Here is a 22,328-nt window from a genome sequence, read left to right on the forward strand (position 1 = left end):
CGCAACGCTCGACGGCAACGTCGGGCCGCGCCCGTTTTAAGGCCGCGTAAATGACCCCAGAAATCACCGCCCTTACCCTTGCTGCATTGCTACACGTTGGCACGCTGACCCTTTTGGTGATTTGTGCCAATGTGCAATTGCCCCGCTATATGACCATGGGCAAACGGGATACGGATTTTTCCGATCAGATCACGGGGAAAACGGCGCGGGTTTATCGCACCTATAACAACTCGCTTGAAAATCTGATGTTGTTTGGCATTGCCGCAGGCATCATTGCAATCAGCGGACAATCAACACCGCTGACGGCGACCTGTGCTTGGGTATTCTTGGCCGCGCGAGTTTTATATATCCCCGCCTATGTTTACGGGCTGACACCATGGCGGTCATACATTTGGCTGACAGGGGTTATTGCCACCACAATCATGTTGATCGCAGCATTGGTATGATTAAACTTACACTAAACACCACAATCCGAATGTGTCCGACGCGTGTCCTACGCTTGTCCGCCACATGTCACACGGATTCCATACGCCGTATTTGCGGCAATTCGACGAAAGGTTAACATCCATGTCAGAATATGATGTCATCGTAATCGGTTCAGGCCCGGGCGGCTATGTCTGTGCAATTCGCTGTGCGCAACTGGGGCTGAAAACCGCAATTGTCGAGGGGCGCGAAACCCTTGGCGGCACCTGTTTGAACGTGGGCTGTATCCCATCCAAAGCATTGCTTCATGCATCACATATGTATCACGAAGCCACCCATAATTTCACCAAAATGGGTCTGATGGGCAAATCCCCATCCGTCGATTTTAAAACCATGCAAGAATATAAATCAGGCGTGATCGCACAGAACACATCTGGCGTTGAATTCTTGATGAAGAAAAATAAAATTGACTGGCTGAAAGGCTGGGGAAAAATCACCGCCAAAGGCGAAGTCACCGTTGGCAAAGACGTGCATAAAGCGAAAAATATCGTCATCGCATCAGGGTCCGAACCATCGTCATTGCCCGGTATCGAAATCGACGAAAAGGTCGTTGTGACATCCACGGGCGCATTGGAATTGCCAAAGGTTCCAAAATCAATGGTTGTGATTGGCGCAGGCGTCATTGGCCTTGAAATGGGCAGCGTATATGCCCGCCTTGGCACAGAGGTGACGGTTGTTGAATTCTTGGATCACATCACCCCTGGCATGGACGCAGAGGTTGCGAAAACCTTGCAACGAACCCTGAAAAAACAAGGACTTAACTTTGTTTTGGGCGCGGCCGTGCAATCGGTTGACGCGAAGAAAACCAAGGCCACAGTGAATTACAAACTGCGCAAAGATGAATCAGATGCCAGCATTGATGCCGATGTTGTTTTGGTGGCAACGGGGCGCAAACCATTCATGGATAACCTTGGCTTTGATGGTCTGGGCGGTGAATTGACCGAACGTGGGCAAATCAAAACCGACGATCAATGGCGCACAAATGTTGATGGCATTTTCGCAATTGGTGACGTAATCGAAGGCCCCATGTTGGCGCATAAGGCAGAGGACGAAGGCATGGCCGTCGCCGAGGTGATCGCAGGCAAACATGGCCATGTGAATTACGGCGTGATCCCCGGTGTGATCTACACCACGCCAGAGGTCGCATCCGTGGGCAAAACCCAAGAAGAATTGAAAGACGAAGGCGTTGATTTCAAGGTCGGAAAATTCACATTCATGGGCAATGGCCGCGCCAAGGCCGTGTTCCAAGGCGAAGGTTTTGTAAAACTGTTGGTGGACGCCAAAACAGACCGGATTTTGGGCTGTCATTTGATCGGCCCATCTGCGGGTGATTTAATCCATGAAATTTGTGTCGCAATGGAATTTGGCGCATCCGCCCAAGACGTTGCCATGACATGCCACGCCCACCCCACATTTTCAGAAGCCATGCGCGAAGCAGCATTGGCCTGTGGCGATGGGGCAATCCACGCTTAGGCGTTGATTTAATGCAATAAAAAACCCTCTGGCGACGCTTGCTCATCCATCGCCAGAGGGAGTTATTTTTGCCTCGCAAGGGGTAAGAGAGGCAGATAAATACGCCAAGGGGTTAGCGTATTCATCAAGTAATACGCACCAGCAAAACCATTCCGTCGCAGATTTTCGAAATTTATTCGTTGGCCAACATGCGCAACCCTTGTGTCACATCCGCACGGATGGCAAGGCGCAGCGATGGTTCATCCCCCGCCTTCATCGCCGCCAGCGCGGTGCGGTGGTGGTTCGATGCCTCGCGCCGTTGCAAACGGGCATAAAGCGCCTGCATCGTTGGCCCCAATTGCAACCAAACTGTTTCCACAATCGCCAGCATCGCAGGCGCTTGGGCGCGCAGATATAATGTGCGGTGAAATTCCAAATTGGTGCGCACATATGTGATCGCGTCATCCTTAACAATCGCCTGATCAATCAGATTGTTGATCCGCCCTAAACGTTCAATCAAATTCAGATGCACACGGGGCAAGGCACGGCTGGCCATTTCGGGTTCCATTAGCGCGCGAATGGATGCGAGTTCTTCGATCCGCTCGTTGGTGAGCGCGGGCGTGGACACCCGCCCTGTTGACGATATTTGCAACGCTCCTTCGGCGCTTAGACGACGCACCGCTTCGCGTGCAGGCGTCATGCTCACCCCATAGGTATCCGCAATGCCACGGATCGTGACAGATTGCGCAGGTGCCATTTCGCCGTGCATGATGGATGATCGCAAACTGCGATAAACCAATTCATGGGATGGGGTCACGTTTTCGCGGCGGGGTTCTGGTGTTGTCATGTGATGTTTGTGATCACGTTTAAGCATCGCGTCAAGCTACAACTGATAGCTATGCAGCAAGGCACCATTGCGCTTAAGCCATTGGCGCTGTGGCTTATAATCTGGGTAAACCTTTTCAACCAAGGCCCAATAGGCATCCGAATGGTTCATCTCGATCAAATGACAAGCCTCGTGCGCGGCAACGTAAACCTGAACCTCGCGCGGGGCCATGACCAAGCGCCATGAATACATCAAATTACCCTCGGATGAACACGATCCCCAACGCGAACGAGTATCGCGGATTGAAACGCTCCCAATTGTACGCCCAAGCTTGCCAGCGTAATATTCCGATGCATGAACAAGACGTTCACGCGCCACGGTTTTGAAATAACCTTTAAGCTTGCCAATCAATTGTTCGTCGCGCCCGGGCACATATAAAATACCATCCTCAAACCGCACAGAGCGCCCGCTCCCGTGTTCGATTGGCGCATTAAACCCATCAAACATGATCTTGCCGCCAAATACCGGCACAATGGGTTGCACACGCTTTGAAAGATGCTTGCGAAGCCAGCCTTCTTGTTCTTGGGCGAATTTGGTTGCATCGCGCAGATTGGACCAACGTGGCATGGTCAGACTCACCTTGCCATCCTTGTTCGCGATGCGCAGCGAATAGCGTTTCGCACGCGTGTTGTGACGCAAAAATATAGTAATCGGCGGATCGCCAATGCGGATGGTTTCTGTCATTAACCGCATTTTATCAAATCCAAGCCCAAGCGCAATTGGCGAAATCACACGGTGCTTGTGCAAACTGTGATCGAATCCCCTTTGACAAGCCCCCCGTGTTATGGCAATTGGCGTCAGAAATTTGCAAAATTCACCCAAGGATAACCCAATGGCCAAAGAAGAATGGGGCGTAAAGCGCGTTTGCCCAGAAACTGGAAAACGATTCTATGATTTGGGCAAAGACCCAATCGTAAGCCCATACACAGGCGAAGAATACCCCGTGTCATTTTTTGCCTATGACAAATCCAAAACATCCATGACGGACAAAGCGGATAAAGAATCCGTTAAGGCAGCCACCGAGGATGATCTGGCAGATGATGTCGATGTATTGGATGATGACGATACAGATATCGATGTAGATTTGGGCGATGACGTGTTGGAAGACGATGACGATGACACCGTTCCGCTCGAAGAAATCAAAGACGTTTCTACAGGCGACGACGAATAATTGATTTTGCGCTTGCAAGCCCAAGCGCAGTTTCATAGATAACCCTTGTTCGGTGGTTTGAACCGAACATCGTGGGGCCTTAGCTCAGCTGGGAGAGCGCTTCGCTGGCAGCGAAGAGGTCAGGAGTTCGATCCTCCTAGGCTCCACCAACTTATTTTTTCTTCTGACATATCAGCAAGTTACTGTAAAATAAGTGCTTTTTGAGAGAACTGCTACATTGGAGTGTTACAGTGAGCAACCTTGAAAAGATGACTGGACATACCCGACTCTACCGCAGAAACGCGACTTATTATCACCGTGCAACTGTCCCCAAGGACATCGCAAAGACCTATGGTAAAAAAGAAGAAACCTTCTCGCTTAGAACAAAAGACAGCGCCGAAGCCTTAAGGTTAGTCAGGATCAAAGCTGTCGAAGTTGACGAACGTTTTGACGCTCATCGCAGAGCACTTTCTAGAAACACCATTCAGGATTTTGAGGAACTTTCAGAAGAACAAATAAACCACTTGGGACAAGTCTATGCTGCTACCCGATTAGCACGAGATGAGGACTACCGAATAGAAGGTTTTCGCGTGGACACCGAAGAAACGCCGTCAACGATGACATACGCAGAATTCCAAGAGGCCGAAAATGCGCCTTACGACAGCACAAGTTTTAAATATCTAACGCGCTTATCTTTTGAAGAAAGCGTTGAAATTGAAAAATGCGTCGAAGACATGATCAAACACGATCTCGCAAGAGGTATTTTTGACGAGCACATTATCGAAGAAGCAGAAGATTTACTTAAGCGAGCAGGACTAGAACATCGGTTAGCTCCAGATTCTCCAAGCCGAAAGCTACTTTACCACGAATTGAACAAGGCATCCCTAAGGGTCTCCAAGGCGAAACAAGCTAGAAATGAGGGGAACATAGTCGATACCCCCAAGGTGGACTCACTGACTCAGGTTGAAGCGCTGACGGCCTCTGAGCATCCCAACCTAAGTGAAGCCGTGGCTCAGTGGGTTAAAGCCGTAGAACATGGCTGGAGTGACAAAACGAAACGGAGCAATTTATCTTGGGTAAATAACTTCCTTGAGGTTTGTGGTGACAAACATCTAGATCAGTACAACAAAGCTGATGGGCGGCTGTTCAAGGAAACCTTTAGTCGCCTTCCTCCAAGCTGGCGCATTCGAAAAGAACTCAAACATCTTGATATTCACAAGGCTTCTGCAAGGGCGTCCGAATTGCAGCTTGAGCCGATGAGTTTCGAAAACATCAACAAAGGAATCGGCAAAGTTAGCTTGTTTTGGAATTGGGTAGATGCCCATTACTTCGATGATAATGCGCCTCAACCATTGAGAGGTCTCAAATACAACATTCGAAGCAACCCTCGCGAAGCCCGAGACCCGTTTTCCAATGAACAACTCGAAAAGATATTTAACGCGCCAGTATTCACAGGGTGCCTTTCAGAAACGCACTGGTCACGGTCAGGAACGCAACTGATAAAAGGGAGTCCTAAGTTCTGGATACCCCTACTCGGGTTATTTTCAGGTGGACGTTTAAGCGAACTATGCCAACTTGAAATTGATGACATCAAAGAAGCAGATAAAATTCCCTACCTCGACATCAATGGTAAATTAGCGAACGAGCGCAACGTGGGTGATAAAGGAATTAAGTCACCAAATGCCCAACGAAAGATTCCGATCCACCCGACATTGATCGACATCGGTTTTTTGAAATTTGTAAGAGAAATGAAACAATCAGGAGAAACACGGCTTTTCCCATCCATCAAGATTGGCGCGGATGGTAGTTACTCTGATCATTTCTCAAAGCACTTTAGCAGGTTCTTGAAGCTATGTGATGCCAAGACCGCAAAAACTAACTTTCATAGCTTTAGACACAACTTCGAAGATGCGTGTGGCAATGCACAGCTACACATTGACACGAAAGACGCGATCACTGGGCGTAGCTCGACAGGAATGAGAGCAAGGTATGGTTCACGTGATATCCAGCTAAAAACGCTACAAAAAGCAATACACGCAATTGAATATGAAGGGCTGAACTTACGTCACCTCTTTTCAGGAAAACTTGACTGAGTAGACCCAATTGACCAACAAAATCATCTCGAAGCTGCATCAAGTTACAGGCAGTCATTGTCATCTAATAAAGGTGAAATAATTAAGTTGCACAGGAGAAGGAAATGAAACTCTCAAAGTTACTTTAAGAGTTACTCTAAGAGTTAGCTTTAAAGTATTACCTATCCTCATCCTATTCCCCCTAACTTATAAGTTCTCTTTAACTTATACTTATCAGTTAGCACTTGAAGCGAACCTCAGTTCATTTAATTTAATCAGATGAAAGATGATCAGCTAATTGTCTAGGCTCATGGTCAATTGAACATAGAAACTCACTTAGACACTGTTAAGTTTACTTAGGGATGAAGTTCATTGCCAAGCCCTTTTGACCTGATCTCATCTTCATCATCCCTTTTATGAAATAGGGTCAGAGTATTTTTGGGTCATAAATTTGAAATGGTATATGGTTAGCAGCCTTCCACAAATCCCCCCCGTCCCCCTAGCCCTTCATTCACAACATCCCGAAAGAACTTCGTGAGTAGCCTAGGGGTTTAAAACTGAGATTTAGAATGACCGTGGGGTACAACTAGAACAAGCCCAGCGCATTTAGCTTTTGTCCATTAGGGTATACTTCAATGGTCACTGAAAAGGTATTCTATTTTTTATCCGTAAGGGTTTACATTTTTAATCGTACACTATATCAAATGGTCAATACCCTAACGGACACCCAAAGGAAGATCAAATGGCAACCATACTCTACGCACGTGTTTCAACTACCGATCAGAATATCGCTCATCAAAAGACCCAAGCAGAGAATGCAGGGTTTACGATTGATGACGTGGTTGCCGATCATGGTATCTCTGGCATTGGCACGAAGCTCAAAGACCGTACAGAGGGCAAGAGGTTGTTTGATAAGCTTAGATCAGGGGATACCCTTGTGGTGCGTTGGGTGGATCGCCTAGGGCGTAATTATCAGGACGTAACAGACACCATCAGGCACTTCATGCGCCAAGGTGTAATCATCCGCACCGTGATCAACAACATGACCTTTGACGGAGCCACCAAAGACCCCATGCAAGAGGCCGTTAGAGACGCACTGATCGCCTTTATGGCTGCAACAGCACAGGCGCAAGCAGAAGCCACCAAAGAAGCTCAGAGAGCGGGTATAGAGGCTGCTAAGGGTGATGTGAGCAAATACCGAGGGAAGAAGCCCAGCTATAACCGTGAGGCTTTTACAAAGGTTCAGGATATGAATGGTACAGGTGCAGGAACTTCACAGATTGCTAAGGCTACAGGATTGACCCGACAGACCGTGTTGAGGATTGTGGGAGACCCTCAAGGATGTGAGGCTGCTTTACTAAGATGGGGGATGTAGTTGGGGTCGTGTTTCTTATTTGTTTTTTTGATTGCTAACTATCGAGCCGCAAAATTTTGATGAGCGTTAAGTACGACAAACAATCCAATTTCTACAATAATAATTAGGTTGCACAGGAGTATTATTAGAACGCCTCAAGTTCTTAAATACGACCCAAATCGCAAACGTAATCAAAGAACTCTCAGGTCACTCTGTGGGTTCTTTTCGTTTGTTCAATCAAAATATTAGAAAGAACAAAACCAATGAAATCTACTAAACTCTTTGTTGCCGCATCATGTAATGTAGATGCCCGTAAATGTGGTGTTGCACTAATCCGTCAAGATCACAACGAAGGCAGTTTACTAAACGAAACACGTAAATCCGCACGGTACAAAACCTCAAGTATACACGAAGGATTACTAAACGCCGTTATCTATGGTCTTCAAAGCGTCCCAGAGGGAAGCGAGATAACAATAATCACAAACAACAAGAGCCTCCATGAGAGTTTTAGTAAACTCCTCTCTCGGTGGCGGATGAATGGCTGGAAGAAGACAGATGGGAAGCCAATAACCAACAAGGAGCAATGGAAAAATCTAAACGCATTGAGTGAAAACAGAACGGTACAAATGACTTGTGAAACTAAGCACGTCAAAGGCGGCCTTTTTGATCAAACAAGCGAGTTGGCAAAAAACGCCGTTAGCGGAAAGTTCGAGAACGGTGTCACTAGCGAAGAGGAGCTAAACAATGCGAGATAATACACCGATAGATCACTTCGATTTTGATGAAATATCGGAAACTAAAGACGAAGCATTTGAGCGAATTAAGCGAGAGCTGTCCTCTGGTATTACCCCACTCCGCAAACCCCGAAAGTTGCCCTTAAGTGAACTCGCGATAGAATATCAAGTATTTCAACAAAGGGAGCTTGCAGGGCGAGACCTCGCGGGAACTGTAACGTATCACGTTGACAATCTTTTAAGGAACTTGAGGGCTGAAACAGATTGTAGGTTAGACCCGATTATCATCTGGTTTACGGGCAGACGGTGGACAATTCTAGATGGACATCATCGATACGCCGCCTACCTACGATACATAGGAGAAGAAGGTGAAACAGCAGATAACTTCTATGTCCCTGTTAAGGTCTTCATGGGTACTTTTGAGGATGCCTTCGATCTCTCTTTATCAGCAAATAAGAAAATCTCTGAACCTCTCACCGCTAGTGAACGAAGTAATGCTGCTTGGCGACGAGTTTGCCTTGATGCGCTTGAGGATAATTCATGGCAGATATCCAAGAAGGAGTTGGCCAAGCGGGTGACAGTAAGCGAGGCTCAAGTTGCAAAAATGAGGAGTGCTTATCTTAAGATTTCAAACGCCAATATCCTTTTTAACTCAAAGCCCATCGATCTAACTTGGACGGAAGCATTAGAGTTCGCAAATGGAGGAAGAGTGGTAAGAGATTTTACCCCCGATGAGCAAGAGATTAAGGCTATCGACATTGCTAAGCGGATGGGTGCTACTTTTGGCAAGAGCCTTGTGTCTGACCCTGAAACCTTTCTCTTGGGATTGGATCGGTATTCTTCTCAGCTGCATAATCAGATTATCGAACGCATTCTTAATGATCACGGAGGTTTTGTCGAAGAATGGGAGGACTGAGACAGCTGTTAAATCACCGTTCAAGATAACGTTTAGGGGTATCCATAACTATAGTGTCTAATATGGATACCCCATAACAACTCATGAAATCCCCATATCCAAGAAGCCGATTGAGACTTCCCCGTTAATCTCTTCATTTAATGCTTACGTCGCCATGATTTTAGACGTTTGGTTTCAAGAAATAATTCAAAATTCTGGAACTCTTTGACGAACCTTTTATCCGCAGACATAAAATCGATATAATCAAAGTTCGTTCCTTTGATGTAGCTCTTACGTTGTCGATTATCTACAATGATTATTTCTGCGTTTGAGTTTATCAGATCATTGGTATTCGCCTCTCGGTTTTGATCCAAAATCGCATTCATTTGTGCACAGTGATCCGTTTCTTTTGTGCAGTCGACACCAACAAGTTTGCTCAAAGCTCCAGGCAAGAACCATTGTGCAGGAAAACGACTCGCCCAGTTTAAATTTTCTTGCATAACGATGGGAAAGCCTGCGCTAACATTGGTGGACAAAAATAAAACTGAACTAGCTTGGGGAATACCCGTTAGGTGTTGACGAACTTCAAACTTAAAGCCGTTGCTATAGCGAACTTTTATGGGGATTGACCAAGCCATAACTAAGGCAGCCAAAGCAAACAGTATTTTTTGCGCGTTGCTGGCCCCATTTAATACAGCAACGACACAAAAAATCAGTGAAAATATAAAAAACGGGTACGATTGATAATTGAAACCAGTCGCCTGCACCCAATAAATTACGTAGCTTGAGAATACAGCGGCAGCAAATATCAATGGCCCCTGCGAGATTTTGCCATTTCTAGCGACGCTAATACAACACAGAAATAGTAAAAGGATGATGTAAATAGGTATTCGACTTATAACTCTGCTTATCCCGAAACCGAACTCTCCATAAACAGCAAAAGTTACAGGTAACAATTCCGCAAAAAATTCAGGATGAACCAAGCGCGCAAATATGAGATAAAATAAACAGCCCGCAAACATGATCCAGTTTTCGATCTGGAAAATTGGTCGAAACGATTTTTGAATCAGTGAATTTGAAATCGCAATGAACAGCGGAACCAAAGTAAAATGCGGTTTGATACAAATTCCCAACACCGCAAAGATTGCGAGATATATGCGTTCCTTTCTTGATACTAAATCGCCCGAGACTTGACAGTAAACGCCAAACAACAATGGCAAAATGAATAGCACAAAAATGTGCTCTCTTTGTCCTGGCTGGTTAATCGTAGTGATAAGTATCGCCATCAATGCGCATTGGGTGGTGATCAGCGCGGGGATTTTAGCCATACCGCCTGATCGCCTCAGGAGCTTATTTACCCACGTCAAACTTACTAAAGTTAGGAAACCCGTAAATGCAAAATGTGAACTGGATGGAGTCAGCCCTGTAAGCTTTGAAAGCCAAATAACGGGGACCGTTAGATAGAAATTCCAAGGAGGATTAACCTCTACTATATCCACATAAAGTTGTGCACCAGAAAGCCATTTTTGTGTCGCAACCAGATACCAACCAGTATCATGATTAACATCCCCAAGAGACATCCAATAATAATATGCAATCAATTGAACGCCGAGAAGGATAACCACCTGATAAGAAATTGTGCTTTTTTCCAGATGTGCGGCATCTTCAAAAGCCCAATATTTTGAGATAAAAAACGAAACGAAGGGTATGGTTAAACCAACAACTAATATTGATGCCCAAAACGGCCAATTTAAATGCGATGTGGTCGAATAGACGATTGTGGAACTCAGAAAAAACGCAACTATGGATAGGCAAGCAAATCTGGTAAAGTGAGCTTCAATAGAGCCGGTAGCCGCAAAAGTAAAACGAAAGTGTCCTGCAAATGAAAAAAGGAATGCGACGCCAAAGCCGATCAAATTTGCAGTTTGTGCAATAAGGCCAAAAACTTCTTTAGAAATGAGTGCCGCGCTAATGTGTAAAAGTGTAGCAACAATCCCAACCACACCAAAGCGCCCAATTTGTCCGATCATATTTTTATTTTTTCAATTTGACGATTGCGTACAGGGACAGCCCCCAAGGCAATGATGTGCGGCTTACCAAGTGGCGCTCAGCCCTAAAAATTCTAAAGAATAATTTGTTCATCCAGTCTGATGGAATTTCATCATCTGGTGCAGATGAACCCGTAAGTTTATCAAACCCTCGTTTCATCAACGCAAAGGGAAACAGAAAGCAGTTGAAATAACTAATAGCCTCAACTTCTAAACCTGCATTTTCGACTGCGCGTTTTAATGAATTACGTGTATATCGGCGGAAATGATGGTGAACGACATCGTGTTTTGACCAAAGCCACGGCATTGCGGGAACAGTAATCAAAATCCTCCCGTTTTTATCCAATCTCTCGCCCAGAGCTGTCAGCGACGCTGTATCATGTTCGATGTGTTCCAGCACATCTAATAGCGCAATCAAATCATATGCCTCTCCTGCAAAAGGCGCATCATCAGGGAGGGCACCAAATGGAATATCCATGCCTGACTTAAGCTGTGCTGTGGTTCGCGACGTTTCGTCAAATTCAAAAGCATCCAACTTTCCAAATCCGCTAAGAAGCGATAAATTTCCACCCGTACCACATCCAGCTTCGAGCAAGCGAGCATTTTTTGGTAAGTCGCATGAAGAAGTAATCAGTTTGGCGATGATTTCTCTTCGTGCAGCGAACCACCAATGTTTGTGCTCTTGCTCTCCCATACGAGCATATGCTGCTGTATCCATTTACTCTTCCTCTAAACCAAACGTTGACTTAACGATAAACGTGGGTCGTTCGCGCACTTCGGTAAATATGCGTCCGATATATTCCCCCAAGACACCCAAGGACAACAGATTCAAACCGCCAAAGAACAGGATCATTACAATAGTTGAACTATAACCAGGAACAGAGCGACCAAAAACGACCGTAAAAACGATGACGAAAATCACATAAACAAACGCGAGTAGAGAAAACAAAAAACCCAAGTACCCCCACAATCGAAGCGGCATGGTGCTTGATGAAAAGATTCCGTCCAATGCCAAGTTCCACAATTTCCAGACCGACCACTTGCCAGTGCCGTCCGATCTTTTCGGGCGTTCAAATTCAACCTGTTCAGACGTAAACCCAACCCAAGAGAACACTTCTTTGTTGAAACGCATTTTATCCCCGACTTGAACAACAGCATCAACAACTTGACGATCAAGCAATCTAAAATCACCAACATTTTCAGGAATCGGCCGCTCAGCAAAAAAGTTAAAAATACGATAGAATGCTGTCGCCGTTGTTCGTTTCATCCAACTATCTTCTGAACGTGATATTCTCTTTGCGTTCACAATCGAAGCACCATCTGACCACTTGTTTAACATTTGTTCGATAACTTCTGGTGGGTCTTGTAAATCAACATCCATTGGTATGACAGCATCCCCAAGTGCGTAGGTTAACCCTGCAAACAAGGCTCGTTCCTTACCAAAATTTCGGGATAAACTTACTAATTGTATTTCTGCGTTAGTCATCTTTGCATTGCGAATAATAAACTCGCTCGCATCTGTGGAGCCGTCATTAACAAACAAAATTTGAAACTTAAATTTGCGAGAGTTCTTTAAGTTGATTTCGAACAGCGAGGTTTCCAATTGTTCGACAAACAATGGTATCGCCTTCTCTTCATTAAAAACAGGAACCACCAGTGTTATCGTATTCGCTTTCAACACATTCTCCACAAAAAAAGTTTATTCTTCTCGCAATTCAATAGGACAAAAAAACACGAAAAGAAACGTTTACCTCGAAGACCGAGAATTTTGACTTTCCATCAAAGTATCTCCTGACGCCCCCGGTCTAACGAAGCTCTAATAGTTATACCAACGTTTGATCGTACAAAATCAACTATAAGAAACATTGAGCAATTTCTACATGTAGACCAATACTTTACTCATCAAAATGAACAAAAAGTGTTACAGTGAGCTGTTACAGCCTTGAAAACTATCACAACCTAAGCTATTGATTTTAAAAGAAACCAACTCTTGTATCGTGTTCCTCCTAGGCTCCACCAAAATATCCTAACAACGAAATTCTAGTGATACTCTTGGATAGTTACCAAGCAAGTATGGTGGTTGTGTTTCTGAGGATTTTGATACTTCGAATTGACCTCCCTTTTTTGTGCAAAAAGAATTGGCTTCGTTAAAAACTTCGGCCTTTAGATTGCCCAATCCGGGGAAACCAGTGGCTTGTTGTTTCTCGATGAAATATAGGTTTTTACCCGAACCCACGACACCAGTATCAGCGGCACAAGCAGCAAGACCGCAAATCAATCCGGTCAAAATGGTTTTTTGGAACACGCGGCATCCTTTCAGATCTTTCACGTTTGAGCATGATCAAGCACGAGCCCAATTGCAACAAAAACCCGTTGAAAAATCTTTACACCCAAGGGTGGCTCGGTTTTCTAATTATCCTAATTCATCCATTCGATTCACCCCTAGGTAGCAGCAAATGTCGCCACGGGCGCAATTGTGCCGAATTTCCCCCTATCATTCATCCGCTGCACATGTTTTGTTATGGCATGAAAATTTTGCCTGTGTTCACATAAGGCAAATATAACAAACAGGGAGATCATCATGAATCTATTCAAAACATCCATCAGTGCGGTTGCACTGACAGCTACGGCAAGCATGGCACAGGCCGATTGTGGCAGCGTTTCATTTTCCGACGTTGGCTGGACCGACATCACTGCAACAACGGCGGCGACAACGGTTGTGTTGGATGCGCTTGGTTATGACACGGATATCAAGGTTTTGTCCGTTCCTGTGACCTATGCGTCATTGGCTAAGGGTGACATCGATATTTTCCTTGGCAACTGGATGCCAACAATGGAAGGCGATATCGCATCATATCGCGAGGCCGGCACCGTTGATACGGTTGGTATGAACCTTGAGGGTGCAAAATATACATTGGCGGTGAACAAGGCTGCATCTGATCTGGGCATCAAAGGGTTTGGCGATATCGCGGCACATGCCGATGCGTTGGGTGGCAAAATTTACGGGATCGAACCAGGGAATGACGGCAACCGTTTGATCCAATCCATGATCGATGACAACGCGTTCGATCTGAAAGATTTCGAAGTTGCAGAAAGCTCTGAGCAAGGCATGTTGGCACAGGTTGCACGGGCAGATAAAAAAGACGAGCCAATCGTATTTTTGGGTTGGGAACCACACCCAATGAACGCCAATTTTGATATGTCATACCTGACAGGTGGTGATGATTTCTTTGGCCCGAATTTGGGTGGTGCGAATGTGTTTACAAACACACGTGCGGGTTACGTTGATGAATGCAAAAACGTTGGCGCGTTGTTGAACAACCTGACATTCACGCTGGCCATGGAAAACGAAATCATGGGTGCGATTTTGAATGATGGCACTGACCCAGCTGAGGCTGCAACAGCATGGCTAAGCGCGAATGCAGGCGTGTTGGACGGTTGGCTGGACGGTGTTACCACCATGGACGGTGGCGATGCGATGGCAGCGGTGAAAGCAGCGCTTCAATAATTGACCACACTAATTTCAAACCCCGCCCATGTTGGCGGGGTTTGTTTTTGGCAAACCACGCGGGGGTGGCGCCATGGAATGGCTTACAGACAATAAAATCCCAGTTGGAAAAACCGCCAGCGCGGTTTTCGACTGGTTGCAGGTAAACCTTGAATGGTTTTTCGATTTCTTATCAATCACGCTCGAAGGATTGATTGACGGTATTTTATGGGTTTTACAAACGCCCCACCCGTTGTTGGTGGTATTGGCATTTGTGGGGCTGACATGGGTTTTTCAGCGATCTTGGAAAACTTGTTTATTGGTTTTGCTGGGTTTTCTATTCATCTTGAACCAAGATTATTGGGAAGAAACCACCGAGAGTTTAACCTTGGTTCTCTCGGCATGTGTGGTCTGTATGGCTGTTGGTGTTCCCATTGGGATCGCCATGGCGCATCGTCCCAAATTATACGCATGGGCACGCCCCGTTTTGGATTTGATGCAGACCCTTCCCACGTTCGTTTACCTAATCCCTGCGATTGTGTTTTTTGGCATCGGCATGGTGCCCGGATTAATGGCAACGGTGATTTTTGTTCTGCCCGCCCCCATCCGTTTGACCCATCTTGGTGTTTCATCAACCCCCGCTGCATTATTGGAATCCGCCGAAAGTTTTGGCGCAACGCCGCGACAAAAGCTGTTCAAAGTTGAATTGCCCTATGCCCTGCCCCAGATCATGGCGGGGTTGAACCAAACGATTATGCTCTCGCTTTCGATGGTTGTTATTGCTGCATTGGTTGGTGCCGATGGATTGGGCGTGCCAGTGGTGCGTGCATTGAACACGGTAAACACCGCACTTGGATTTGAAAGCGGATTTATCATTGTTGTGGTCGCAATCATGCTTGATCGTATGTTGCGCGTAGAGGAGCCGAAAAAATGAGCGATGCAGTCATTTTCGACAATGTAAATATCGTGTTTGGTGGCAAACCAAAAACGGCCCTTCCATTGATGGATCAAGGATTATCACGTTCTGAAATCCAAGACCAAACCGCCCAAGTGTTGGGTGTGCACAACTGTTCGCTGACCGTTGGAACAGGTGAAATTTTGGTTCTGATGGGTTTGTCGGGTTCTGGTAAATCCACGTTGTTGCGCGCAGTGAATGGGTTGAATCCTGTGGTGCGCGGTGCGGTGCATGTGAACAACGGTGATGAAATGATCGATGTCACAAAAACCGACAAGGCGACATTGCGCCAAATCCGTTTGCATCGTGTGGCGATGGTGTTTCAACAATTTGGTCTGTTGCCATGGCGCACGGTTGCGCAAAACGTTGGTTTTGGCTTGGAAATGGACGGGATGGATAAATCCGAAATGGCAACGAGGGTGAAAAACCAGCTTGATCTGGTTGGCCTGTCGGATTGGGCCGATCGCAAGGTTGGCGAATTATCTGGTGGTATGCAACAACGTGTTGGTCTGGCCCGTGCATTCGCAACCGAGGCACCGATTTTATTGATGGACGAACCGTTTTCCGCGCTTGATCCATTGATCCGCACACGGTTGCAGGATGAATTGCTGGAATTGCAAGCAACACTGAAACGCACGATTATATTTGTTAGCCATGATTTGGACGAAGCCTTCAAAATCGGTGATCGCATCGCGATTATGGAAGGTGGGCGCATCGTGCAATGTGGCACACCCCAAGAAATCGTCGCCAATCCTGCGGATGAATATGTGGCCGATTTTGTGGCCCATATGAACCCAATGGGTGTGTTGCGTGCGTCGGATATTATGCAACCGACAAAACGCAAAACGTCCAAAGATACAGTAGATAGCAAAACCCCCGTGCGCGATGTGATGGCGCAATTATCCAGCGGTGTTGATTGTGTTTGTGTCAGTGATGGGTCGGAATTGATTGGTGAGATAACCGCACAAGACGCGCTTGGCGCATTGCTTGATCCCAAAAGCAACGGATAGTGAACGGGTGTGGCGAAAACCGCCACACCCTTTTTCAAATTAAAACGGGCTGTCTGGGAAATAGAAATCCGCAGCATTTTCAGGTGTCACCAATTGTGACCCGATAATAAACCGCCCTGAAACCGGTGTCGCTGAAACCAACCCAAGTGCGGTCATTTCAATCGCCGATGAAATTTGCGCAGGTGGGTATGTCACGTTCACAGGCAACTGTGGATCACCATCACGGATGCGCCCAATGATCTCTTTCATGCCGGCACCGCCAACAATCCACATTTCTTCGGTGCGTCCGGCTTGTGCGATGGCCTCCATCACGCCAATGGCCATATCATCATCCGCTGCCCAGACCGCGTCGATTTCGCTGTATTTCGACAAGAAATCTTGCATCACGTTGAACGCATCATCGCGGTTCCAATTGCCGTGCTGCATGTCCAAAATTTCAACACCAGACCCATCCAGCGCGGCGGTGAATGCATCCACGCGCTCATTATCAAGCGTGGTTGGAATGCCGCGCAAAACAACGATTTTTTGACCCGACGTTAGATTTTCGCGGAAATATTCACCCGCGACACGGCCAAATCCAGGATTGTCACCAGCAACGTATAAATCCTCGATGCCTGGAACAGACAGGCCACGATCAACAACCGTAACCCAGATACCTTGTTCCGCCACGGCCTGAACCGGTGATGTTAGTGGTTCGCTTTCAAATGGCAAAACAACCAGCGCATCAATGTCGCGCGTGGCAACCATATCTTCGATGTCATTCACCATTTTGGATGCATCACCCGCCGTGGCCAGTACAAAATCAAGCTGTGGATAGGTTTCTTTGACACGGTTGATTGTGTCTTGGGCGTGGAAATTCAACCCACCCATAAACCCGTGTGTGGCCGAAGGGATCGCCACACCGATGCGATGCGTTACCTCTTGTGCGCTCGCGGTTTTGGCAACTGTGCCAACCGCACCCGCAACAGCAGCCGTTGTCAGGAATTCTCTGCGTTTCATTTTTCTTCTCCCATGGTTTACCGCTAGTCAGCGGTCTTTTTTTCGCGCTGTAAAACAACAGCGAGAATGACAATCACGCCTTGGATCGTGCCGTTCAAATACGGGGATACGATCGACGCGAGGTTTAAAATATTATCAATGAGGCTAAGGATCAGAACACCAATCACGGTGCCCCAAACGCGCCCTGTGCCACCCTTGAGCGCAGTGCCCCCGATGATCACGGCGGCGATGGCCTCTAGTTCCCAAAGAACACCCGTTGATCCTGATGCTGAACCAAGGCGTGGCACATACATGATCGTGGCAAGACCAACCAAAACACCCAGCAAGGCGTAGGTTGCGATGCGTACACGGTTTACCTTGATCGCGGAATAAACGGCGACTTGTTGGTTTGCACCAATGGCAGAACAATGGCGGCCAAAACGAGTGTGGCGCATGGTGATTTCACCGATAATCGCCACCGCGGCAAAAACGATGATCGGCCAACTGATGCCAAAAATTCCATCGTAATATACGGGGCGGTAAATACCGCGCAAATCAAAGCTGAGCGATAGCGTGCCACCATCGGCAAGCCATGTCACCAATGATCGATAAATCCCCATAGTGCCAAGGGTAACAATGAATGCCTCGATCCTGACCTTTGCAATCAGAAATCCATTCAACCAACCTGCAGCAAACCCTGAAATTGCGGCAATCAACATGCCCATGATAATCACCGGCACCCCAACCCCCATGATCGGGATTAATGAATTCATCGATAGGATCATCACACCCGCAATAAACGCGGCCATTGATCCAACGGACAAATCAATGCCCCCCGATGTAATCACGAATGTCATGCCAACCGCGATGATGCCAATGAATGCAGAGCGCGCCAAAACATTGGTGACATTGCCATAGCTTAAGAAGTTTGAATTCAAACATGCACCCAAAATGATCAACGCGATTAGCGCAAATAAGGGGCCAAGCAGATGAAAATTCAATTTGCGTTTTTGTGCCTGTGGTGCGCTGGTTGTTATATCTGTCATGCTGCTGTTGCCTTGTTTTGTGTCATGCCCATGGCAAGACGTACAATCGTGCCCTCGTTTATGTCTTTGCCTGTTAATTCACCTGCGACGCGCCCCGATGCCATCACGATCACGCGGTTGGATAAACCGATCACCTCTGACATTTCGGATGAAATCACGATCACGGATTTACCGCTGGCGGCCAGTTGATTGATGAATTCGTAAATTTGTTGCTTGGTACCAATATCGATGCCACGCGTGGGTTCATCGATGATGACAATATCAGGTTCCGCCAGCATGGTTTTTGCCAGCAATAATTTTTGCTGGTTCCCACCCGATAGGTTGCCCGCATTCATTTCGCGATCCCCTGCGCGAATATCAAATTCGGCAATGGCGTTGTCCAGTGCCTGTTCTTCGCCAAGACGATTGATGAACACACCTGACAATTTATCCAGCGCCAAAAGCGTGAGGTTTTCGCGCAGATTTTTCTGTAGCAACAAACCCTTTTCTTTGCGATCTTCGGTCAAATAAACCATGCCCGCCTGACGTGCCGCCAAAACGGAATTGGATTTTAGGGGATTGTTGTTAATTGCAACCCGCCCTGTGGCGGCGCGCAATCCAACCACACCTTCCATCATTTCGGTGCGCCCAGATCCAACCAACCCCGCGATGCCCAAAACCTCGCCCTTTTTCAGGGTAAAGGAAACGTTTTCAACCCAGCCATCAACGGACAGATTATCAACGCTTAACACGGTTTCATCTTGGGGTGTTTGTAACGGAGGGAACAGATTTGACAGTTCACGCCCAACCATTGTTTCGGCCATTTGGTCTTCGCTTAACCCATCCGCGATATCTGCGAACACCTGATGTCCATCGCGCAAAACGGTAACGTAATCGGCGATATGCGCGATTTCATCCAGCTTATGCGATGTATATAAAATCGCAGTGCCTTGTTCGCGAAGCCGATCAATTTGTTCCAACAATATATCGGTTTCTCGGCTGGTTAGTACGGCGGTGGGTTCATCCATAATCAACACACGCGCCTTACGCCCCAATGCCTTGGCTATTTCGACCATTTGACGATTAGGTACTGAAATTTCCGAAATTTTCGCACGTGGATCAACGGGACAGTTGAGGCGTTCCAACAATGCCTTGCTTTGATCATGCATGGCGGTGTGATCCAGCAACAACCCGCGTTTAATTTCACGCCCAAGGAATATATTTTCTGCCACGCTAAGTTGTTGAGCCAGATTAAATTCCTGATGAATCATAATCACGCCTGCATCTTCTGCGACTTGTGATGATGCAAAATGCACAGGCATTCCATCCAACAACACCTGCCCCGCGCTTGGCTGCAAATATCCCGCCAGAATTTTCATCGTCGTGGATTTTCCCGCACCGTTTTCACCGATTAATGCGTGGACTTGTCCAGCGTGAAGCGCAAAATCTATGTTATGCAGCACCTGAACTGGTCCAAAGCTGCGCGAAACATTTTGTATTTCTAATACGGGGGAGGTCATTTGATTGAAACCCACGCGGCATTACGTTTGGATGAACGCACACAGGCATCAATAAATGCCATACCTTCGACTCCGTCATGAATGGTTGGGTATGTCACATCGCTGGGCGGGGTATCACCTGTGCGATGGGCGATGATGGCACGTGCGGCCTCGCTATAAATCGTGGCGAAAGCTTCGAAAAATCCTTCGGGGTGGCCCGCAGGTGTGCGTGAAACACGCATTGCATCACCATGATTACCAACGCCATTTCGCGTGATCAGGCGTTTATGATCACCATTTGGCGTGAACCACAAATTGGTTGGGTTTTCTTGCGCCCATTCCAACCCGCCCTTTTCGCCAAACACACGAATGCGCAACCCGTTTTCATTGCCAGGGGCAACCTGGCTACACCATAACATGCCCCGCGCACCGCCATTAAATCGTAGCATCACATGCGCATTGTCATCGGTCAGACGCCCTTCAACGAAATATTGCAAATCGGCGGCAAGACTTTCCAGTTCCAACCCCGTGACAAACCGCGCAAGGTTATATGCATGGGTGCCGATGTCACCTGTTGCACCACCTGCGCCGCTTCGTTCGGGATCGTTGCGCCAATCGGCCTGTTTGTTATCGGCATCGGCGGGTTCGGTCATCCAATCTTGGGGATATTCCACCTGTACCACACGAATTTTCCCAAGCGTTCCATCACGCACCATTGCACGCGCTTGGCGCATCATTGGATATGCGGTGTAATTATGTGTCAGCACAAACAGTGCATTGGATTTATCAACCACCGCCGCCATTTTTTTGGCATCAGCCAAAGTAGACGTAAGCGGTTTGTCACAAATCACATGGATGCCGCGTTTTAAAAATTCGCGCGCCACGGGGAAATGCATGTGGTTGGGCGTGACGATTGAAACCGCCTCGATTCCATCTTTTAGGCGTGCTTCACGTTTGGCCATTTCCACATAACTGGCATAGCTGCGATCAGCAGGTAATCCAATTTCTTGGGCTGATGCTGCTGCTTTTTCAGGTGTTGATGACAATGCGCCCGCGACCAATTCATATTTATCGTCAATACGGCTGGCGATGCGATGCACGCCACCGATAAAGGCACCACTGCCCCCGCCAACCATGCCAAGACGGATTTTACCCGTGCGGTTTTCGAACTTGCCCATCAATCCAACCCCAACATTTTGCGGTTTTGAACATCATCCGTACCGCCATCGGCAAAATCATCGAATGCTTTGTCGGTCACGCGAATGATGTGATCGCGCACAAATGCGGAACCTTCGCGTGCGCCATCTTCGGGATGTTTCAACGCACATTCCCATTCAACAACCGCCCAGCCGTCAAAATCATTTGCAGTTAATTTTGAAAACACGGCGCCAAAATCAACCTGACCATCGCCAAGGCTTCGGAACCGACCTGCGCGATTGACCCAAGATTGATATCCGCCATAAACGCCTTGGCGTCCTGTTGGATTGAATTCCGCATCTTTCACATGGAACATGCGAATGCGATCGGCGTAAATGTCGATATTGTCCAGATAATCCAGACATTGCAGAACGTAATGCGATGGATCGTACAACATGTTGCACCGCGCGTGATTATCAACGCGTTCCAAGAACATTTCAAAGGTGACACCATCGTGCAAATCTTCGCCCGGGTGAATTTCGTAACAAATATCAACCCCGCAATCATCTGCGTAATCCAAAATTGGGCGCCAGCGTTTTGCCAATTCGTCAAACGCCGCCTCAACCAGTCCGGCGGGGCGTTGTGGCCATGGGTAAACATAAGGCCAAGCCAACGCACCAGAAAAAGATGCCATGGCACCGATTCCCATGTTTTGCGATGCTTTTAGCGCCTTTTTCACCTGATCGACGGCCCATTCTTGGCGCGCCTTTGGATCACCATGCACACTTGGTGCGGCGAACCCATCCATTTGCAAATCATAGGCAGGATGCACTGCAACCAACTGCCCTTGTAGATGGGTGGAAAGCTCGGTCACATCCACACCATTGTCCAGTGCTTGGCCAACAAATGTATCGCAATAATCTTTGGACGATGCCGCCAAATCAAGATCAATCAAGCGTGCATCCCACGATGGAACCTGTACGCCCGCATAACCGCAATCCGCCGCCCATTTGGTAATATCATCCCAAGAATTGAACGGCGCGTCATCACCCGCAAATTGCGCCAAGAATAGCGCAGGACCTTTAATTTTTTTCAATGTGGTCTCCTCCAAGACACAAAAACGTTGCGAAAACTTGCAATGTAATCGTTTACATGGAACCATA

General features: G+C 47.1%; 21 protein-coding genes and 1 tRNA gene. 11 read left to right on the plus strand and 11 right to left on the minus strand.

The window, feature by feature from the left end; all coding sequences use genetic code 11:
• The first annotated feature begins 50 nt into the window (after positions 1–50).
• Both BFP76_RS04960 and lpdA read left to right on the plus strand, forming a co-directional pair.
• The gene (locus tag BFP76_RS04960; RefSeq protein ID WP_099592074.1) at positions 51–446 is read left to right on the plus strand and encodes an MAPEG family protein; all 396 of its coding nucleotides are present in this window, start codon (positions 51–53) and stop codon (positions 444–446) included.
• Between the two features lie 121 nt (positions 447–567).
• Positions 568–1,956, plus strand: coding sequence for a dihydrolipoyl dehydrogenase (gene lpdA, locus BFP76_RS04965; RefSeq protein WP_099592075.1), 1,389 nt, complete (start codon positions 568–570; stop codon positions 1,954–1,956).
• A gap of 172 nt (positions 1,957–2,128) precedes the next feature.
• On the opposite strand, the gene BFP76_RS04970 is transcribed toward lpdA, so the two are convergent.
• Together BFP76_RS04970 and BFP76_RS04975 are read right to left on the minus strand one after the other, a co-directional pair.
• Complete coding sequence (locus tag BFP76_RS04970) at positions 2,129–2,782, minus strand: GntR family transcriptional regulator (protein WP_099592076.1); 654 nt, start codon at positions 2,780–2,782, stop codon at positions 2,129–2,131.
• 36 nt (positions 2,783–2,818) lie between these two features.
• The gene (locus BFP76_RS04975) at positions 2,819–3,514 is read right to left on the minus strand and encodes a M48 family metallopeptidase (protein WP_240513982.1); all 696 of its coding nucleotides are present in this window, start codon (positions 3,512–3,514) and stop codon (positions 2,819–2,821) included.
• A 139-nt stretch (positions 3,515–3,653) separates the two neighbouring features.
• Between BFP76_RS04975 and BFP76_RS04980 the strand changes: the two genes are divergently transcribed.
• From BFP76_RS04980 to BFP76_RS05005, 6 genes are all read left to right on the plus strand, one after another.
• A complete protein-coding gene (locus BFP76_RS04980; RefSeq protein WP_099592109.1) occupies positions 3,654–3,992 on the plus strand; it encodes a TIGR02300 family protein in 339 nt (112 codons plus the stop codon).
• A 73-nt stretch (positions 3,993–4,065) separates the two neighbouring features.
• Positions 4,066–4,141: transfer RNA gene (locus BFP76_RS04985), tRNA-Ala, on the plus strand.
• 81 nt (positions 4,142–4,222) lie between these two features.
• A complete protein-coding gene (locus BFP76_RS04990) occupies positions 4,223–6,064 on the plus strand; it encodes a site-specific integrase (protein ID WP_133117389.1) in 1,842 nt (613 codons plus the stop codon).
• A gap of 721 nt (positions 6,065–6,785) precedes the next feature.
• On the plus strand, positions 6,786–7,418 hold the full coding sequence (locus BFP76_RS04995; protein WP_099592078.1) for a recombinase family protein: 633 nt from the start codon (positions 6,786–6,788) through the stop codon (positions 7,416–7,418).
• A gap of 242 nt (positions 7,419–7,660) precedes the next feature.
• Positions 7,661–8,152, plus strand: coding sequence for an RNase H family protein (locus tag BFP76_RS05000; RefSeq protein WP_099592079.1), 492 nt, complete (start codon positions 7,661–7,663; stop codon positions 8,150–8,152).
• Positions 8,142–9,047 carry a hypothetical protein gene (locus BFP76_RS05005; RefSeq protein WP_099592080.1) on the plus strand — a complete coding sequence of 302 codons (906 nt, stop codon included), beginning with the start codon at positions 8,142–8,144 and terminating at the stop codon, positions 9,045–9,047. Before BFP76_RS05000 ends, BFP76_RS05005 begins: the two co-directional genes overlap by 11 nt.
• 137 nt (positions 9,048–9,184) lie before the next feature.
• Here BFP76_RS05005 and BFP76_RS05010 read toward each other — a convergent pair whose 3' ends face one another.
• The 4 genes from BFP76_RS05010 to BFP76_RS05025 all read right to left on the minus strand — a co-directional run bounded on the left by BFP76_RS05010 (position 9,185) and on the right by BFP76_RS05025 (position 13,379).
• Positions 9,185–11,056 (minus strand): GtrA family protein, encoded by a 1,872-nt coding sequence (locus tag BFP76_RS05010; RefSeq protein WP_099592081.1) that lies wholly within the window; start codon positions 11,054–11,056, stop codon positions 9,185–9,187.
• Between the two features lie 4 nt (positions 11,057–11,060).
• Positions 11,061–11,792: a class I SAM-dependent methyltransferase gene (locus BFP76_RS05015; protein ID WP_099592082.1), complete on the minus strand. Its 732-nt coding sequence runs from the start codon at positions 11,790–11,792 to the stop codon at positions 11,061–11,063.
• Positions 11,793–12,752, minus strand: a complete 960-nt coding sequence (locus BFP76_RS05020; RefSeq protein ID WP_165775665.1) for a glycosyltransferase family 2 protein — start codon at positions 12,750–12,752, stop codon at positions 11,793–11,795.
• Between the two features lie 348 nt (positions 12,753–13,100).
• Positions 13,101–13,379, minus strand: a complete 279-nt coding sequence (locus BFP76_RS05025) for a hypothetical protein (protein ID WP_133117390.1) — start codon at positions 13,377–13,379, stop codon at positions 13,101–13,103.
• Positions 13,380–13,655: 276 nt separating this feature from the next.
• On the opposite strand from BFP76_RS05025, the gene BFP76_RS05035 reads away from it, so the two are divergent.
• From BFP76_RS05035 to choV, 3 genes are all read left to right on the plus strand, one after another.
• Positions 13,656–14,582 carry a choline ABC transporter substrate-binding protein gene (locus tag BFP76_RS05035; protein WP_099592086.1) on the plus strand — a complete coding sequence of 309 codons (927 nt, stop codon included), beginning with the start codon at positions 13,656–13,658 and terminating at the stop codon, positions 14,580–14,582.
• A gap of 73 nt (positions 14,583–14,655) precedes the next feature.
• Positions 14,656–15,495, plus strand: coding sequence for a choline ABC transporter permease subunit (gene choW / locus BFP76_RS05040; protein ID WP_099592110.1), 840 nt, complete (start codon positions 14,656–14,658; stop codon positions 15,493–15,495).
• On the plus strand, positions 15,492–16,526 hold the full coding sequence (gene choV, locus BFP76_RS05045) for a choline ABC transporter ATP-binding protein (RefSeq protein ID WP_099592087.1): 1,035 nt from the start codon (positions 15,492–15,494) through the stop codon (positions 16,524–16,526). Before choW ends, choV begins: the two co-directional genes overlap by 4 nt.
• 39 nt (positions 16,527–16,565) lie before the next feature.
• Here choV and BFP76_RS05050 read toward each other — a convergent pair whose 3' ends face one another.
• Genes BFP76_RS05050 through BFP76_RS05070 form a run of 5 tightly spaced genes read right to left on the minus strand, consistent with a single transcriptional unit; the run spans position 16,566 to position 22,261 of the window.
• Positions 16,566–17,525 (minus strand): ABC transporter substrate-binding protein, encoded by a 960-nt coding sequence (locus BFP76_RS05050; RefSeq protein WP_099592088.1) that lies wholly within the window; start codon positions 17,523–17,525, stop codon positions 16,566–16,568.
• A gap of 23 nt (positions 17,526–17,548) precedes the next feature.
• Positions 17,549–18,550 (minus strand): ABC transporter permease, encoded by a 1,002-nt coding sequence (locus BFP76_RS05055; protein ID WP_099592089.1) that lies wholly within the window; start codon positions 18,548–18,550, stop codon positions 17,549–17,551.
• Complete coding sequence (locus tag BFP76_RS05060) at positions 18,547–20,049, minus strand: sugar ABC transporter ATP-binding protein (RefSeq protein WP_099592090.1); 1,503 nt, start codon at positions 20,047–20,049, stop codon at positions 18,547–18,549. The genes BFP76_RS05055 and BFP76_RS05060 overlap by 4 nt, the downstream gene beginning before the upstream one ends.
• Positions 20,046–21,206, minus strand: coding sequence for a Gfo/Idh/MocA family protein (locus tag BFP76_RS05065; RefSeq protein WP_099592091.1), 1,161 nt, complete (start codon positions 21,204–21,206; stop codon positions 20,046–20,048). Before BFP76_RS05065 ends, BFP76_RS05060 begins: the two co-directional genes overlap by 4 nt.
• On the minus strand, positions 21,206–22,261 hold the full coding sequence (locus tag BFP76_RS05070) for a sugar phosphate isomerase/epimerase family protein (protein ID WP_099592111.1): 1,056 nt from the start codon (positions 22,259–22,261) through the stop codon (positions 21,206–21,208). The genes BFP76_RS05065 and BFP76_RS05070 overlap by 1 nt, the downstream gene beginning before the upstream one ends.
• Positions 22,262–22,328: the final 67 nt, after the last annotated feature.

The organism is Paramylibacter kogurei (genome assembly GCF_002742285.1).
Classification (GTDB): Bacteria; Pseudomonadota; Alphaproteobacteria; order Rhodobacterales; family Rhodobacteraceae; genus Amylibacter; species Amylibacter kogurei.

What these genes read in the sequence shown, in the direction of transcription:
- BFP76_RS04960 (WP_099592074.1), top strand. Translation starts at nt 51, where the DNA reads ATGACCCCAGAAATCACCGCCCTTACCCTTGCTGCATTGCTACACGTT.
- lpdA (WP_099592075.1), top strand. Translation starts at nt 568, where the DNA reads ATGTCAGAATATGATGTCATCGTAATCGGTTCAGGCCCGGGCGGCTAT.
- BFP76_RS04970 (WP_099592076.1), bottom strand. Translation starts at nt 2,782, where the DNA reads ATGACAACACCAGAACCCCGCCGCGAAAACGTGACCCCATCCCATGAA.
- BFP76_RS04975 (WP_240513982.1), bottom strand. Translation starts at nt 3,514, where the DNA reads ATGCGGTTAATGACAGAAACCATCCGCATTGGCGATCCGCCGATTACT.
- BFP76_RS04980 (WP_099592109.1), top strand. Translation starts at nt 3,654, where the DNA reads ATGGCCAAAGAAGAATGGGGCGTAAAGCGCGTTTGCCCAGAAACTGGA.
- BFP76_RS04995 (WP_099592078.1), top strand. Translation starts at nt 6,786, where the DNA reads ATGGCAACCATACTCTACGCACGTGTTTCAACTACCGATCAGAATATC.
- BFP76_RS05000 (WP_099592079.1), top strand. Translation starts at nt 7,661, where the DNA reads ATGAAATCTACTAAACTCTTTGTTGCCGCATCATGTAATGTAGATGCC.
- BFP76_RS05005 (WP_099592080.1), top strand. Translation starts at nt 8,142, where the DNA reads ATGCGAGATAATACACCGATAGATCACTTCGATTTTGATGAAATATCG.
- BFP76_RS05010 (WP_099592081.1), bottom strand. Translation starts at nt 11,056, where the DNA reads ATGATCGGACAAATTGGGCGCTTTGGTGTGGTTGGGATTGTTGCTACA.
- BFP76_RS05015 (WP_099592082.1), bottom strand. Translation starts at nt 11,792, where the DNA reads ATGGATACAGCAGCATATGCTCGTATGGGAGAGCAAGAGCACAAACAT.
- BFP76_RS05035 (WP_099592086.1), top strand. Translation starts at nt 13,656, where the DNA reads ATGAATCTATTCAAAACATCCATCAGTGCGGTTGCACTGACAGCTACG.
- choW (WP_099592110.1), top strand. Translation starts at nt 14,656, where the DNA reads ATGGAATGGCTTACAGACAATAAAATCCCAGTTGGAAAAACCGCCAGC.
- choV (WP_099592087.1), top strand. Translation starts at nt 15,492, where the DNA reads ATGAGCGATGCAGTCATTTTCGACAATGTAAATATCGTGTTTGGTGGC.
- BFP76_RS05050 (WP_099592088.1), bottom strand. Translation starts at nt 17,525, where the DNA reads ATGAAACGCAGAGAATTCCTGACAACGGCTGCTGTTGCGGGTGCGGTT.
- BFP76_RS05055 (WP_099592089.1), bottom strand. Translation starts at nt 18,550, where the DNA reads ATGACAGATATAACAACCAGCGCACCACAGGCACAAAAACGCAAATTG.
- BFP76_RS05060 (WP_099592090.1), bottom strand. Translation starts at nt 20,049, where the DNA reads ATGACCTCCCCCGTATTAGAAATACAAAATGTTTCGCGCAGCTTTGGA.
- BFP76_RS05065 (WP_099592091.1), bottom strand. Translation starts at nt 21,206, where the DNA reads ATGGGCAAGTTCGAAAACCGCACGGGTAAAATCCGTCTTGGCATGGTT.